Here is a 13,722-nt window from a genome sequence, read left to right on the forward strand (position 1 = left end):
AGCATGAGGTGAAACGTATGGCACAGCTGACTTTCGTATTATCTGTCCTTTCTGTATTGATTGCGGTGATTGGATTTATCTATACGGTCCGTCTCGGCCGCCAGCAGCGCTGGCAAGGAGAGCTTGACGGACCGATCCCCAAGGCGGTCGAGGAGCATGCCTATTTGCGCAACCCAATGTTGCTTGCGTATGTGCTCGCCGTCTTGCTCGCTGTGTTTGCCATCGGTTATTTGGCGCTTCGATATTATTGAGCAGAAGGTGTCCCAACAGAGGGGGCACCTTTTTTGATAGTTGCCATGCACAAAATGTCGCGCATCTGTCTGCTTTAAGGAGAGAAAACCGTTTTTTGGTCGCTTGGAAATGACGGTTTTTTCCATGACTTTTTTCCTTTGCCGGCGAATATATATGGAAGCGGAAGAGGCAAAGGGGGAATGGAGATGACGAAGCGGCTGCCGACAAGGCTGTCGGGCGAGGAAGCGGCGTTATTGCTTGACGTTTTGTTCAGCCAGCAATATGCACTCGAGCTCATCCGCTCCGAGCTGGCGGATATCGAAAACGGAGACAAGGAGGTCGATGAACACCGGTACCGGCAGCTGTTGCGTTTATACGACCGCCTGTTGACAGAGGAAGAGGAAGGATAAAAATTGTTGTGCACTATCGCTATCGCAGGAAGCGATAGTCTTTTTTATGGTATGATAACAGTGTGGAGAGGAGAAGATGCAGAAGAAAGGCGGAACATCGGCATGACATGGGAACACAATGAATTCATGCAAATGACTGTCAAGCCATTTCTGATTCCGGCGGATAAAGTGGCGCATGTGCAGCCGGGAAATTATTTGGATCATGCGCTGCTCGTCCTGACGAAAACCGGCTATTCGGCGATTCCGGTATTGGACACATCTTATAAGCTTCACGGGCTCATCAGCATGACGATGATGATGGATGCAATTTTAGGATTGGAGCGCATCGAATTTGAACGTCTCGAGACGATGAAGGTTGAAGAAGTGATGAACCGAAACATTCCGCGCCTGCGGCTTGACGACAGCCTGATGAAGGCAGTGGGGCTTATTGTCAACCATCCGTTCGTGTGTGTGGAAAATGACGACGGCTATTTTGCAGGCATTTTCACTCGACGGGAAGTACTGAAGCAACTGAATAAACAGCTGCACAGGCCTAATGGCGGCCGGAAGCTAGGCCGAAAAGAAGCTGAACAATGAGCAGAAAGGTAATCGTGTGCAATAACAAGAGCAGCTGGCTTTGGCTGATCAGTTCGGAAGCTGCGTGGCAACTTCCGCAAGTACAAGCCTTCGAGAAGATATTTACAGCATTTTGCTCGATGAATTTGTGCTTGTCACAATGATCTCTGTTTTGCTAAAGTAAAAAAGAATACAGGTGTAAAGGAGGATATCGCCCATGAAGATGATGGACGCCAATGAAATCATTTCGTTTATTCAAAACAGCAAAAAATCGACACCAGTCAAAGTATACATAAAAGGGGATCTCGAAGGCATCGATTTCGGCTCAAGCGCGAAAACGTTTATTACCGGCAACGTCGGCGTCGTGTTTGGCGAATGGCAAGACATTCAAGCGGCAATCGAAGCGAATCAAGACAAAATCGAGGACTATGTCGTCGAGAACGACCGCCGCAACTCGGCCATTCCGCTCCTGGATTTGAAAGGCATCAAGGCGCGCATTGAGCCGGGCGCTATCATCCGCGACCATGTCGAAATCGGCGACAACGCCGTCATTATGATGGGAGCGGTCATCAATATCGGCGCCGTCGTCGGCGAAGGAACGATGATCGACATGAACGCGGTGCTCGGCGGCCGGGCGACGGTCGGGAAAAACTGCCATATCGGCGCCGGCGCGGTGTTGGCAGGCGTGATCGAGCCGCCATCAGCCAAGCCGGTCGTCATTGAAGACGATGTGCTCGTCGGGGCGAATGCCGTTATTTTGGAAGGCGTCACGGTCGGCAAAGGAGCGGTTGTGGCTGCCGGCGCCGTTGTTGTCGAAGACGTGCCGCCGTATACGGTCGTGGCCGGCGTGCCGGCGCGCGTCATTAAGCAGATCGACGAGCAAACGCGGGCGAAAACGGAGATTAAGCAGGAGCTTCGCCAATTATAATCATCATAAAAGCTGTCCCTTCACATGAGGACAGCTTTTTTACCCATGGAGGAGAGACGATGTCTGCGATCAGCCCATTTGTCGCCATTCGCCGCGACTTGCATCAAATTCCGGAGCTTGGGTTTCAGGAGCTTAAGACGCAGCAATATTTGCTTCGCTATATCCAGTCCCTGCCGCAAGAGCGGCTTCAAGTCCGGACGTGGAAAACCGGGATTTTCGTCAAAGTCAACGGAACATCGCCGCGCAAAACGATCGGCTACCGCGCCGATATGGACGGGCTGCCGATTCGTGAGGAGACTGGTTTGCCGTATCGGTCGAAACATGAAGGGCACATGCACGCGTGCGGCCACGATGTGCATATGAGCATCGCTCTTGGCGTGCTCACCCATTTTGCTCATCATCCATTGGAAGATGATTTGCTGTTTGTGTTCCAGCCGGCCGAGGAAGGACCGGGCGGAGCAAAGCCAATGTTAGAAAGCGACATCATGCGGGAATGGAAGCCGGATATGATCGTCGCCTTGCATATTGCGCCGGAATATCCAGTCGGTACGATTGCAACGAAAGAAGGGCTGCTGTTTGCCAATACGTCGGAGCTGTTTATTGATTTGAAGGGAAGAGGTGGCCACGCGGCGTTTCCGCATTTAGCGAATGACATGGTCGTCGCCGCCTGCGCATTGGTGACGCAGCTGCAGTCGATCGTCGCCCGCAACGTCGATCCGCTTGACAGCGCGGTCATTACGATCGGAAAAATTGCCGGCGGGACGGTGCAAAACGTCATTGCGGAGCACGCCCGGCTCGAAGGAACGATTCGGACGCTGTCGACTGCAGCGATGCAGAAGGTGAAGCGGCGGATTGAAGCGATCGTGCATGGCATTGAAGTCGCGTACGAATGTGAAACATCCATCGATTACGGTGCCATGTACCATGAAGTGTACAACGATCCGGATCTGACAGCGGAATTTATGAAGTTTGCCAAGGGGCACGGCGGCGTGAATGTGATCCGTTGCAAAGAAGCGATGACTGGCGAAGATTTCGGCTATATGTTGGCGGAAATTCCTGGATTTATGTTTTGGCTCGGTGTTGATTCGCCATATGGGCTGCACCATGCAAAACTGGCTCCGAACGAGGAAGCGATCGACCGCGCCATCGCGTTTTTAATCGACTATTTTTCATGGAAAGGAAACGCAGAATGAAGTATAGTTCCGCCTCTAGCAACACACATTAATGAGTGTGAGGAGGTGGATTGTGATGGCGAAAATTGGTGTTGAGCCATCGTTGACGGACGTACAGGAAGCGTTGAAAGAGCGAGGATATGACGTTGTGCCGCTCCGAGGGGAGCAAGACGCAAGAGGCTGCGACTGCTGCGTCATTACCGGCCTGGACGCCAATATCGTCGGCATTCACAACATCGTGACGTCCGGTCCGGTCATTGAAGCGAGCGGGCTCACCGCGGACGAGATTTGCCAAAAAGTCGAAGAAAAACTTCGCTGATGTCGAACATTCGGGCTGTGTGCGCTGGCAGCCCGTTTTTGGCGAAATGGCAAAATCGCATAGCGTAAAGGAATGGAAAAGGAACGAAGAACGTTTTCGTTCCTTTTTCTTTTTTGCTAAAATAAGGGGAAGAAACAATGCTTGATCAACGATGGAGGAGTGTCAATGAAAAAGAAACAGTTTGCCGTCATCGGCCTCGGGCGCTTTGGCGGCAGCATCTGCCGAACGCTGAGCGAACAAGGGATGGAAGTATTGGCCATTGATATTGATGAAGACCGGGTAAACGAGTTTGCGTCGATCGCTTCGCACGCCGTCGTCGGCGACACGACCGATGAAAACGTGCTGAAAAGTTTAGGCATCCGCAACTTCGACCATGTCATTGTCGCGATCGGCGACAACATCCAGGCGAGCATTTTGACGACCCTGATTTTAAAAGAGCTCGGCGTCAACCATATTACGGTCAAGGCAACGAACGATTACCATGAGAAAGTGCTGAAAAAAATCGGCGCTGATCAAATCGTGCATCCAGAGCGCGACATGGGCGAGCGGATCGCTCACAATTTGATTTCCAACAACGTCCTAGATTATCTGGAGCTGTCGGACAAATACAGCATTGTCGAAATCGTGGCAAGCGAGCGGCTTGACGGCCATTCGCTTTTGGAGCTTGACATCCGCGCCCGCTATGGCATCAACATCGTCGCCATCAAGCGTGGAGCAAGCGTGATCGTCTCCCCGCTCGCTTCGGAAATCATCCGCAAAGGCGACGTGTTGGTCGTCATCGGCGCTGACAGCGACATTGACCGGTTTGAGGAAAAAGTGGTCGGTTGACGGCTGGCAGGCGGCCTGTGCATGATGATGACGGAAAAAGGGCATCCTTTTGCAAGGACGCCCTTTTTTCTTTAGATTTCCATGATGATCGGCAAAATCATTGGCCGCCGTTTCGTCCGCTCGTACAAGAACGGAGCGAGCGTTTCCGTAATTTCGTTTTTGATCTCCGACCATTGGTTCGTTTTCCGTTCCAGCACTTTTTCGAGATGCTTGGAGATCAACACTTGCGCTTCGCTGATTAAGTCACCTGACTCACGCATATAGACGAAGCCGCGAGAAATAATGTCCGGGCCGGCGGCGATTTTGAACTCTTTCATGTTGATGCTGACGACGACAATCACGAGCCCTTCCTCAGACAAAATGCGGCGGTCGCGCAAGACGATGTTGCCGATGTCGCCGACACCGCTGCCGTCGATGTAGACGGAGCCGGACGGGATCTTGCCGACGATGCGCGCTTCTTTGTCGCTGATGCCAAGCACTTCGCCGTTGTCCATAATAAAGCAGTTTTCCTCCGGCACGCCGCAGTCGATGGCGAGCTTGGCGTGCATTTTTTGCATGCGGTATTCGCCGTGGATCGGCATGAAATATTTCGGCTTCATCAGCCGGATCATCAATTTTTGTTCTTCCTGCCCACCGTGGCCGGACGTATGGATGTCGTTGAGCGGGCCATGGATGACTTCTGCGCCGGCGCGGTACAGCATGTTGATTGTCCGGTTGACGCTCACCGTGTTGCCCGGAATCGGCGATGAGGAAAAGACGACCGTGTCGCCCGGGATGATTTGAATTTGCCGGTGCGTGCCGTTGGCGATGCGCGACAAGGCGGCCATCGGCTCCCCTTGGCTGCCGGTGCATAAAATCGTCACCCGGTTGGCCGGCAGGCGGTTGATTTCGTTCGCGTCGACGAACGTGCCTTTCGGACATTTGATATAGCCGAGGTCTTGTCCGATCTCAATCGCCGCTTCCATGCTTCGACCGAAGACAGCGATTTTTCGGTTGTTGGCGACGGCTGCTTCCGTCACCTGTTGGAGACGGTGGATGTTTGATGCAAATGTGGCGAAAATGATGCGTCCTTCCACCTTGCGGAAAATGTCGTGAATGCTTTCACCGACGCGCCGCTCCGACATCGTAAAATGCGGGATCTCGCTGTTCGTGCTGTCCGACAGCAGGCAAAGAACTCCTTCTTTCCCAATTTCAGCCATTTTTGTCAAATTGGCCGGCTCGCCGACCGGCGTAAAGTCGAATTTAAAATCCCCAGTGTGAACGATTTGCCCGACTGGCGTTTTCACAACAATACCGTAGCTGTCCGGAATGCTGTGTGTCGTCCGGAAAAAGGTGACGGCCGTTTTTTGGAAGCGGATGACATCGTCTTCGCGAATCTCAATGAGTTTCGCTTGGCGCAACAATCCATGTTCCTCAAGCTTATTGCGAATCAGCCCAAGCGCTAATTTGCCGCCGTAAATCGGGATGTTCACCTGCCGGAGCAAATACGGAATGCCGCCGATATGGTCTTCGTGCCCGTGGGTGATGAACAGTCCTTTCACTTTGTCCGCGTGCTTCACTAAATAGGAGTAGTCTGGAATGACATAGTCGATCCCAAGCAGCTCATCTTCCGGAAACTTAATGCCTGCGTCAATGACAATGATTTCGTCTTGGAATTGTACGCCGTATGTATTTTTTCCGATTTCACCCAGTCCGCCGAGGGCAAAAACGCCAACTTGCTGGTCTGTCAACAGCTTCATGATGAAATCTCCAATACTTGAAAGTTCGGGCTTTTCTTTTCGTATTCTAGATGCGCTCCCTCTAACGGCTGAATATACTCAATATTGATCGGACGGCCTTCGAGTTTTCGGCGTACATCCCGCTCTGATTCTGCTTCGATGTAGAGTGTTTTCGTTTTTTCTCTCACGGGCACCTCGTCTGCGTTTTCTTGGTAAAACACTTTGAAAATCATCGTGAAATCTCTCCTTATCGTACAATGGTTGCTCTATCTATTATATAAGAATGTAACGTTCTTTTCATGTATTTTGTTGCCAAAAGCAAAAAACAGGCGTGAGATGTGCCGACGATATGCATCATCTTTGACGAATGTTGCCCGCTTTATTCGCCAAAGTGGGAAAGAAGCCCTTCGAATGGAAGGGCTGTTGTTGTAACGGTCAGGCGATCAATTTTTTCCGGAGCAGGTCTTTCCACTGTTGAAGCAGCTTTTTTTTCAGCTTTTTCAACATGTTTCATCACTCCTTACCTTTTATTGTACTCATTTTGCGGCGAAAGTAAATGTTCTATTATATATGATATGTAGGCGGAGGTTTGTTTTTCATGGGTAAAAATGGAACAGATCGTGCCTCTTGGTTGACATTCCGGGCGTTTTTCAGTACGGTAAACAATGAACAATTTTTTTACAAGGGGAAGTGAACGTGGGCAGAAAAATCGTCTTTTTCGACATCGACGGCACGCTTCTTGATGAGCAAAAGCAGCTGCCGCTGTCAACGATCGAAGCGGTTCGCCGCCTGAAGCAGTCGGGCGTTTATGTCGCCATCGCCACCGGACGCGCTCCGTTTATGTTTGAGCATGTGCGCAAACAGCTTGGCATCGATTCGTTCGTCAGTTTCAACGGCCAATACGTCGTTTTTGAAGGGAATGTGCTATACAAGCAGCCGCTCCGGCGCGAGAAAGTCAGGGCGCTGACGGAGGAAGCCCACAAAAACGGCCATCCGCTCGTCTTTATGGATGCGGAGAAAATGAGAGCGAGCATCAGCGACCATCCGCACATCCACGTCAGCATGGCGAGCCTAAAATTCGCCCACCCGCCTGTCGACCCTCTTTATTATGAGAACAAAGACATTTACCAAGCGCTTCTGTTTTGCCGCGCCGAGGAAGAAGAACCGTATGTGCGCAACTATCCCGAATTTCGCTTCGTCCGTTGGCACGACGTCTCGACGGATGTGCTGCCGGCAGGGGGCTCGAAGGCGGAAGGCATCCGCATGATGATCGAAAAGCTCGGGATCGATAAGAAGGATGTGTACGCGTTCGGCGATGGATTGAATGATATTGAAATGCTCTCGTTCGTCGGAACCGGGGTGGCGATGGGCAACGCCCATGAGGAAGTGAAAAGGGTCGCCGACTTCGTTACGAAGCCGGTCGATAAGGAAGGCATTTGGTATGGATTGAAACAGCTGCAGCTCATCCGATAAAAAGCGGCCTTGGCCTTTTCGGCGAGGCCGCTCGCCATTGACAGCGGGCTTTTTAGCGCCCGATTGGAATCGCTCCGTCCGGCACTTGAAACGGGTCATCGGGGTTGATGCGGTCATAGAACATAATGCCGTTTAAATGATCGATTTCATGTTGGAAGACGATGGCCGGCAACCCTTTCAAGCGCAGTGTGACTTCTTCGCCGTCGATCGTCGTTCCGGTGACCGTGATGCGGGCATAGCGCGGCACATACCCCGGCACGTCGCGGTCGACCGACAGGCAGCCTTCCCCGGTCGTCAAGTAACATTGCTGGACGGAATGGCTGACGATTTTCGGATTGAACAAGGCGTAGCTGTACAGCGTCCCGTTTTCATCGGTGACATGGACGGCGATCATCCGCTTTGAGACGTTGATTTGCGGGGCGGCAAGGCCAATGCCGGGCCGCAGGCCGTATTTAGCTGCCAGCTCCGGGTCTTGGCTCATTTTCACGTAGTCAAGCAAGCTTTGCAAAATGCGCTTATCTTCCTCTGAAGGCGGCAACGGAACGGGTTCGGCGATTTTCCGCAATGTCGGATGCCCCTCTTTGATGATGTCCTTCATCGTGATCATTCGCTTCGTTCACTCCCTACGTTTGGCATCGCTGTCTATCGTTTAGTCTAACAAAATGAGCATCGATCGTAAATAAAAACGCAACCGCACGAATATATTATTCGAGTATAAGGAAAACAATAAGACAAATTCGAGAAAACGTTTTCATTATCTTGTCAAGCCACTGTGTGTTTTGTATTTTGTGAAAATATAATACAGTACTCGTACAGATGGTGAGGAATGTAATATAACAGTTTGTGGGCGGAATATTACCAATTCCAATTTCACCCAAAAGATAAAGCGGAAAAACATGAGAAATCAAAGTCGTTGACGGTTGATCCAAGAACGTGTAAACTAAAACTTGCAAATGCGTATTGTACTAATTCAATCTTGAAAAATAGTGAAACAGATTTCGGCGCCTTTGTTGCTTGCGTTGGCGCCGGATGGCGGCCGTTTTTTATTTCTCTTTCATTTTGGGTACATTAATAGTATATGGGCGAATGTATTCTCATTTCTAAAATTTCTAATGAAAGGCAGAGGTGAATAACATGGGTGTGAAAACCTCCCAGTTTCGATTTGCGGAGCAGCTCGAGAAAGTAGCCGAGCAGTTCCCGACGTTTCAAATTTTGAATGAAGAAGGCGAAATCGTCAACGAAGAGGCGATGCCGGAGTTAAGCGATGAGCAGCTGAAAGAGCTGATGCGCCGCATGGTGTATACGCGCATCCTCGACCAGCGCTCCATTTCGTTGAACCGCCAAGGCCGACTCGGGTTTTACGCGCCGACCGCCGGGCAAGAAGCGAGCCAAATCGCCAGCCATTTTGCGCTTGAGAAAGAAGATTTCATTTTGCCGGGATATCGCGACGTTCCGCAAATCATTTGGCACGGGCTTCCGCTTTATCAAGCGTTTTTGTTCTCGCGCGGCCACTTTCATGGCAATCAAATTCCTGAAGGCGTCAACGTCTTGCCGCCGCAAATTATTATCGGGGCTCAATACATTCAAGCGGCCGGCGTGGCGCTCGGTTTGAAAATGCGGGGCAAAAAGGCGGTGGCCATTACATATACCGGCGATGGGGGCACATCGCAAGGCGACTTTTATGAAGGGATCAACTTCGCGGGGGCGTTTAAGGCACCGGCCATCTTTGTTGTGCAAAACAACCGCTTTGCCATCTCGACGCCAGTGGAGAAGCAAACGGTCGCCAAAACATTGGCGCAAAAAGCGGTCGCTGCCGGCATTCCGGGCATTCAGGTCGACGGCATGGATCCGCTTGCGGTCTACGCCGCGGTGAAAGCAGCCCGCGAACGCGCCATTAACGGCGAAGGGCCGACGCTCATCGAAACGCTTTGCTTCCGCTACGGTCCGCACACGATGTCCGGCGACGATCCGACGCGCTATCGTTCGAAAGAACTCGAAAACGAATGGGCGAAAAAAGACCCGCTTGTCCGCTTCCGCAAGTTTTTAGAAGCGAAAGGTTTATGGAGCGAAGAGGAAGAAAACCGCGTCATCGAGCAGGCGAAAGAGGACATCAAGGAAGCGATCAAAAAAGCGGACGAAACGCCGAAACAAAAAGTGACCGACTTAATCAGCATCATGTTCGAAGAGCTGCCGGCGAACTTAAAAGAGCAGTATGAAATTTATAAAGAGAAGGAGTCGAAGTAAGCCATGGCGCAAATGACAATGGTTCAAGCGATCACCGATGCGCTGCGCATCGAGATGAGAAACGATCCGAACGTGCTGGTGTTTGGCGAAGACGTTGGGGTCAACGGCGGCGTATTCCGGGTGACCGAAGGGCTGCAAGCTGAGTTTGGCGAAGAACGTGTGTTTGATACGCCGCTGGCCGAATCGGGGATCGGCGGTTTGGCGATCGGCTTGGCTTTGCAAGGGTTTCGCCCGGTGCCGGAAATTCAGTTTTTCGGGTTCGTCTATGAGGCGATGGATGCGATTTGCGGACAAATGGCGCGCATCCGCTACCGCACTGGCGGCCGCTACCATGTTCCGATTACGATTCGTTCGCCGTTTGGCGGCGGCGTCCATACGCCAGAATTGCACTCAGACAGCTTAGAAGGACTCGTCGCCCAACAGCCGGGCTTGAAAGTCGTCATCCCGTCGACGCCGTATGATGCGAAAGGATTGCTCATCTCGGCGATCCGCGACAACGACCCGGTTATTTTCCTTGAGCATTTGAAACTGTACCGTTCGTTCCGACAAGAGGTGCCGGAAGGAGAGTACACAATTCCGATCGGCAAAGCAGACATTAAGCGTGAAGGGAAAGACATTACGATTATCGCGTACGGGGCCATGGTGCATGAATCGTTAAAGGCGGCGGCAGAATTAGAGAAAGAAGGCATTTCTGCCGAAGTCGTCGACTTGCGCACCGTGCAGCCGCTCGATATTGAGACGATCATTGGTTCGGTCGAAAAAACGGGCCGCGCCATCGTCGTTCAAGAAGCGCAACGGCAAGCCGGCATCGCCGCCAACGTCGTTGCTGAAATTAACGAGCGCGCGATTTTAAGCCTTGAGGCGCCTGTATTGCGCGTCGCCGCGCCGGATACCGTCTATCCGTTCGCTCAAGCAGAATCGGTGTGGCTGCCGAACTTTAAAGACGTGATCGAGACGGCGAAAAAAGTGATCAACTTCTAATGTGGACAAGTCCGGGGGAGCGAAGCGCCTTCCCCCGCTCATTTTCGGCAAACGATAGGAGGTCGACCTACAGTGGCATTTGAATTTAAGCTGCCGGACATTGGCGAAGGCATTCACGAAGGCGAGATCGTCAAATGGTTCGTCAAGCCGGGCGATGAAGTGAACGAAGACGACGTGTTGTGCGAAGTGCAAAACGACAAAGCGGTCGTCGAGATCCCATCTCCTGTCAAGGGGAAAGTGCTTGAGATTCTCGTCCCGGAAGGAACGGTGGCGACGGTTGGGCAAACGCTCATTACGCTCGATGCGCCGGGCTATGAAAACATGACGTTTAAAGGACAAGAACACGAAGAAGTGAAAAAAGAGGAAAAAGCGGAAACGGTGTCGAAAAAGGAAATGGTTGAGACCGCTGCTCCGAGCGCACCGGCGGCCGAAGCGGAAGCCGACCCGAACCGCCGCGTCATCGCGATGCCGTCTGTGCGCAAATATGCGCGTGAAAAAGGCGTCGATATCCGCCTCGTCCAAGGCACGGGGAAAAACGGCCGCATTTTGAAAGAAGATATTGATGCCTTCCTCGCCGGCGGCGCGAAAGCCGCGGCTGAGCCGACGCCGCAAGCGGCGGAAGAGAAGGCAGCGCCGCAAGCGCCAGCGGCGAAACCGGTTGTGCCGGAAGGCGAATTCCCGGAAACGCGCGAGAAAATGAGCGGCATCCGTCGGGCGATCGCCAAGGCCATGGTGCATTCGAAACATACGGCCCCGCACGTGACGCTGATGGACGAAGCCGATGTGACGAAGCTTGTTGCTCACCGAAAAAAATTCAAGGCCATTGCCGCGGAAAAAGGCATCAAGCTGACGTTCTTGCCGTATGTCGTCAAAGCGCTTGTTTCCGCGCTGCGTGAATATCCGGTGCTGAATACGTCGATCGACGATGCGACGGAGGAAATTATTCATAAGCATTACTACAACATCGGCATCGCCGCTGATACGGATCGAGGGTTGCTCGTGCCGGTCATTAAACATGCCGACCGGAAGCCGATTTTCGCGCTGGCGAAGGAAATCAACGAACTCGCTGAAAAAGCGCGCGAAGGCAAACTGATGCCAAACGAAATGAAAGGCGCATCGTGCACGATCACGAACATCGGCTCAGCCGGCGGGCAATGGTTTACGCCGGTCATCAACCATCCGGAAGTGGCGATTCTTGGCATCGGCCGCATTGCGGAAAAACCGATCGTCCGCGACGGTGAAATTGTCGCTGCTCCGGTCTTGGCGCTCTCGTTGAGCTTTGACCATCGGATGATCGACGGAGCGACAGCGCAAAAAGCGCTCAACCATATCAAGCAGCTGTTAAGCGATCCAGAATTATTATTAATGGAGGCGTAAAACGATGGTAGTTGGCGATTTTGCAATTGAAACAGAAACGCTCGTCGTTGGCGCCGGCCCTGGCGGCTATGTCGCCGCCATCCGCGCCGCACAGCTCGGCCAAAAAGTGACGATTGTGGAAAAAGGAAATTTGGGCGGCGTCTGCTTAAACGTCGGCTGCATCCCGTCCAAGGCGCTCATCTCGGCAAGCCATCGCTACGAGCAGGCGAAACATTCCGACGAGATGGGCATCAAGGCGGAAAACGTCACGGTTGATTTCTCGAAAGTGCAAGAATGGAAAGCGAGCATCGTCAAAAAATTGACGGGCGGCGTCGAAGGACTTCTCAAAGGCAACAAAGTTGACATTGTCAAAGGGGAAGCGTACTTCGTCGACGCCAATACGGTGCGCGTGGTCAACGGCGACAGCGCGCAGACGTATACGTTTAAAAACGCGATTCTGGCCACCGGTTCGCGTCCGATCGAGCTGCCGAACTTCAAGTTTTCCGGCCGCATTCTCGACTCGACCGGTGCGCTCAACCTCGGGGAAATCCCGAAATCGCTCGTTGTCATCGGCGGCGGCTACATCGGCATCGAACTCGGTACGGCTTACGCCAATTTTGGTGCGAAAGTGACGATTCTTGAAGGGGCCGGTGAGATTTTATCCGGCTTTGAAAAGCAAATGGTGTCCATCATTAAGCGCCGTCTGAAGAACAAAGGGGTCGAAGTTGTGACGAATGCGCTCGCAAAAGGAGCCGAAGAGCGTGCAGACGGCGTGACGGTCACGTATGAGGCGAACGGCGAAACGAAAACGATCGACGCCGACTATGTGTTGGTGACGGTCGGCCGCCGACCGAATACAGATGAACTTGGTCTTGAACAAATCGGCATCAAAATGACGAACCGCGGCTTGATTGAAGTGGACCAACAATGCCGGACAAGCGTGCCGAACATTTTCGCCATCGGCGACATCGTTCCAGGCCCGGCGCTTGCTCATAAAGCGTCGTATGAAGGGAAAGTGGCGGCGGAAGCCATCGCCGGCCATCCGTCGGTAGTGGATTACATCGCCATTCCGGCTGTGGTCTTCTCCGATCCGGAATGCGCCTCGGTCGGCTACTTTGAACAACAGGCGAAAGAGGAAGGCATCGACGTCATTACGGCGAAATTCCCGTTTGCCGCCAACGGCCGCGCTCTGTCGCTCAACGATACGGACGGCTTCTTGAAGCTTGTCGTCCGCAAAGAAGACGGCGTTGTGATTGGAGCGCAAATCATCGGCCCGAACGCCTCGGATATGATCGCCGAGCTTGGGCTGGCCATTGAAGCCGGCATGACGGCGGAAGATATCGCCTTGACGATTCACGCCCATCCGACGCTTGGCGAAATCGCCATGGAAGCGGCGGAAGTGGCGCTTGGCACGCCGATTCATATCATTGCGAAGTAACGGAAAACGAAGGTGCCCCAAACACAGCGGGGCACCTTTTTTCTGCGGTGCAATAAGCAGGGAACATCA

Annotated in this window: 16 protein-coding genes; 12 read left to right on the forward strand and 4 right to left on the reverse strand. The window is 52.6% G+C overall.

The window, feature by feature from the left end; genetic code table 11:
* Positions 1 to 17: 17 nt before the first annotated feature.
* From GYMC52_RS04975 to GYMC52_RS05005, 7 genes are all read left to right on the forward strand, one after another.
* On the forward strand, positions 18 to 251 hold the full coding sequence (locus tag GYMC52_RS04975) for a hypothetical protein (protein WP_013523308.1): 234 nt from the start codon (positions 18 to 20) through the stop codon (positions 249 to 251).
* A gap of 186 nt (positions 252 to 437) precedes the next feature.
* On the forward strand, positions 438 to 641 hold the full coding sequence (gene abbA, locus GYMC52_RS04980) for an antirepressor AbbA (protein ID WP_013145903.1): 204 nt from the start codon (positions 438 to 440) through the stop codon (positions 639 to 641).
* 102 nt (positions 642 to 743) lie between these two features.
* Positions 744 to 1,217 (forward strand): cyclic-di-AMP-binding protein CbpB, encoded by a 474-nt coding sequence (cbpB, locus tag GYMC52_RS04985; protein ID WP_011230548.1) that lies wholly within the window; start codon positions 744 to 746, stop codon positions 1,215 to 1,217.
* 196 nt (positions 1,218 to 1,413) lie between these two features.
* The gene (gene dapD, locus GYMC52_RS04990; RefSeq protein WP_011230549.1) at positions 1,414 to 2,124 is read left to right on the forward strand and encodes a 2,3,4,5-tetrahydropyridine-2,6-dicarboxylate N-acetyltransferase; all 711 of its coding nucleotides are present in this window, start codon (positions 1,414 to 1,416) and stop codon (positions 2,122 to 2,124) included.
* Positions 2,125 to 2,183: 59 nt separating this feature from the next.
* Positions 2,184 to 3,317, forward strand: a complete 1,134-nt coding sequence (locus tag GYMC52_RS04995) for an N-acetyldiaminopimelate deacetylase (RefSeq protein WP_013523309.1) — start codon at positions 2,184 to 2,186, stop codon at positions 3,315 to 3,317.
* 55 nt (positions 3,318 to 3,372) lie between these two features.
* Positions 3,373 to 3,615, forward strand: coding sequence for a YkuS family protein (locus tag GYMC52_RS05000; RefSeq protein ID WP_013523310.1), 243 nt, complete (start codon positions 3,373 to 3,375; stop codon positions 3,613 to 3,615).
* A 165-nt stretch (positions 3,616 to 3,780) separates the two neighbouring features.
* Positions 3,781 to 4,443, forward strand: coding sequence for a potassium channel family protein (locus tag GYMC52_RS05005; RefSeq protein WP_013145901.1), 663 nt, complete (start codon positions 3,781 to 3,783; stop codon positions 4,441 to 4,443).
* 71 nt (positions 4,444 to 4,514) lie between these two features.
* Here GYMC52_RS05005 and rnjA read toward each other — a convergent pair whose 3' ends face one another.
* The 3 genes from rnjA to GYMC52_RS20155 all read right to left on the reverse strand — a co-directional run bounded on the left by rnjA (position 4,515) and on the right by GYMC52_RS20155 (position 6,675).
* Complete coding sequence (gene rnjA, locus GYMC52_RS05010) at positions 4,515 to 6,182, reverse strand: ribonuclease J1 (protein WP_011230553.1); 1,668 nt, start codon at positions 6,180 to 6,182, stop codon at positions 4,515 to 4,517.
* Positions 6,179 to 6,394 (reverse strand): DNA-dependent RNA polymerase subunit epsilon, encoded by a 216-nt coding sequence (locus tag GYMC52_RS05015; protein ID WP_013145900.1) that lies wholly within the window; start codon positions 6,392 to 6,394, stop codon positions 6,179 to 6,181. Before GYMC52_RS05015 ends, rnjA begins: the two co-directional genes overlap by 4 nt.
* A 146-nt stretch (positions 6,395 to 6,540) precedes the next feature.
* Entirely contained in the window at positions 6,541 to 6,675 is a 135-nt protein-coding gene (locus tag GYMC52_RS20155; RefSeq protein ID WP_014195339.1) for a hypothetical protein, read from the reverse strand.
* A 176-nt stretch (positions 6,676 to 6,851) separates the two neighbouring features.
* Here GYMC52_RS20155 and GYMC52_RS05020 point away from each other — a divergent pair, with 176 nt between their 5' ends.
* Positions 6,852 to 7,634 carry a Cof-type HAD-IIB family hydrolase gene (locus tag GYMC52_RS05020; protein WP_013145899.1) on the forward strand — a complete coding sequence of 261 codons (783 nt, stop codon included), beginning with the start codon at positions 6,852 to 6,854 and terminating at the stop codon, positions 7,632 to 7,634.
* A 52-nt stretch (positions 7,635 to 7,686) separates the two neighbouring features.
* Here the strand turns inward: GYMC52_RS05020 and def are convergent, their stop codons facing one another.
* The gene (gene def, locus GYMC52_RS05025; RefSeq protein WP_011230557.1) at positions 7,687 to 8,241 is read right to left on the reverse strand and encodes a peptide deformylase; all 555 of its coding nucleotides are present in this window, start codon (positions 8,239 to 8,241) and stop codon (positions 7,687 to 7,689) included.
* A 527-nt stretch (positions 8,242 to 8,768) separates the two neighbouring features.
* On the opposite strand from def, the gene pdhA reads away from it, so the two are divergent.
* From pdhA to lpdA, 4 genes are all read left to right on the forward strand, one after another.
* Positions 8,769 to 9,878 carry a pyruvate dehydrogenase (acetyl-transferring) E1 component subunit alpha gene (gene pdhA, locus GYMC52_RS05030; protein ID WP_013523311.1) on the forward strand — a complete coding sequence of 370 codons (1,110 nt, stop codon included), beginning with the start codon at positions 8,769 to 8,771 and terminating at the stop codon, positions 9,876 to 9,878.
* A 3-nt stretch (positions 9,879 to 9,881) separates the two neighbouring features.
* Positions 9,882 to 10,859, forward strand: coding sequence for a pyruvate dehydrogenase complex E1 component subunit beta (gene pdhB, locus GYMC52_RS05035; protein WP_011230559.1), 978 nt, complete (start codon positions 9,882 to 9,884; stop codon positions 10,857 to 10,859).
* Positions 10,860 to 10,931: 72 nt separating this feature from the next.
* A complete protein-coding gene (locus GYMC52_RS05040) occupies positions 10,932 to 12,236 on the forward strand; it encodes a dihydrolipoamide acetyltransferase family protein (RefSeq protein WP_013145897.1) in 1,305 nt (434 codons plus the stop codon).
* 4 nt (positions 12,237 to 12,240) lie between these two features.
* Entirely contained in the window at positions 12,241 to 13,653 is a 1,413-nt protein-coding gene (lpdA, locus tag GYMC52_RS05045) for a dihydrolipoyl dehydrogenase (RefSeq protein ID WP_013145896.1), read from the forward strand.
* The last annotated feature ends 69 nt before the right edge of the window (positions 13,654 to 13,722 follow it).

Origin of the sequence: Geobacillus sp. Y412MC52, from assembly GCF_000174795.2 — a bacterium.
Taxonomy (GTDB): Bacteria; Bacillota; Bacilli; order Bacillales; family Anoxybacillaceae; genus Geobacillus; species Geobacillus thermoleovorans.

Coding starts and splice junctions, on each gene's coding strand:
- GYMC52_RS05005 (WP_013145901.1), top strand. CDS start 3,781: ATGAAAAAGAAACAGTTTGCCGTCATCGGCCTCGGGCGCTTTGGCGGC.
- dapD (WP_011230549.1), top strand. CDS start 1,414: ATGAAGATGATGGACGCCAATGAAATCATTTCGTTTATTCAAAACAGC.
- pdhA (WP_013523311.1), top strand. CDS start 8,769: ATGGGTGTGAAAACCTCCCAGTTTCGATTTGCGGAGCAGCTCGAGAAA.
- GYMC52_RS20155 (WP_014195339.1), bottom strand. CDS start 6,675: ATGAAACATGTTGAAAAAGCTGAAAAAAAAGCTGCTTCAACAGTGGAA.
- cbpB (WP_011230548.1), top strand. CDS start 744: ATGACATGGGAACACAATGAATTCATGCAAATGACTGTCAAGCCATTT.
- GYMC52_RS04975 (WP_013523308.1), top strand. CDS start 18: ATGGCACAGCTGACTTTCGTATTATCTGTCCTTTCTGTATTGATTGCG.
- GYMC52_RS05000 (WP_013523310.1), top strand. CDS start 3,373: ATGGCGAAAATTGGTGTTGAGCCATCGTTGACGGACGTACAGGAAGCG.
- GYMC52_RS05015 (WP_013145900.1), bottom strand. CDS start 6,394: ATGATTTTCAAAGTGTTTTACCAAGAAAACGCAGACGAGGTGCCCGTG.
- pdhB (WP_011230559.1), top strand. CDS start 9,882: ATGGCGCAAATGACAATGGTTCAAGCGATCACCGATGCGCTGCGCATC.
- GYMC52_RS04995 (WP_013523309.1), top strand. CDS start 2,184: ATGTCTGCGATCAGCCCATTTGTCGCCATTCGCCGCGACTTGCATCAA.
- lpdA (WP_013145896.1), top strand. CDS start 12,241: ATGGTAGTTGGCGATTTTGCAATTGAAACAGAAACGCTCGTCGTTGGC.
- abbA (WP_013145903.1), top strand. CDS start 438: ATGACGAAGCGGCTGCCGACAAGGCTGTCGGGCGAGGAAGCGGCGTTA.
- rnjA (WP_011230553.1), bottom strand. CDS start 6,182: ATGAAGCTGTTGACAGACCAGCAAGTTGGCGTTTTTGCCCTCGGCGGA.
- def (WP_011230557.1), bottom strand. CDS start 8,241: ATGATCACGATGAAGGACATCATCAAAGAGGGGCATCCGACATTGCGG.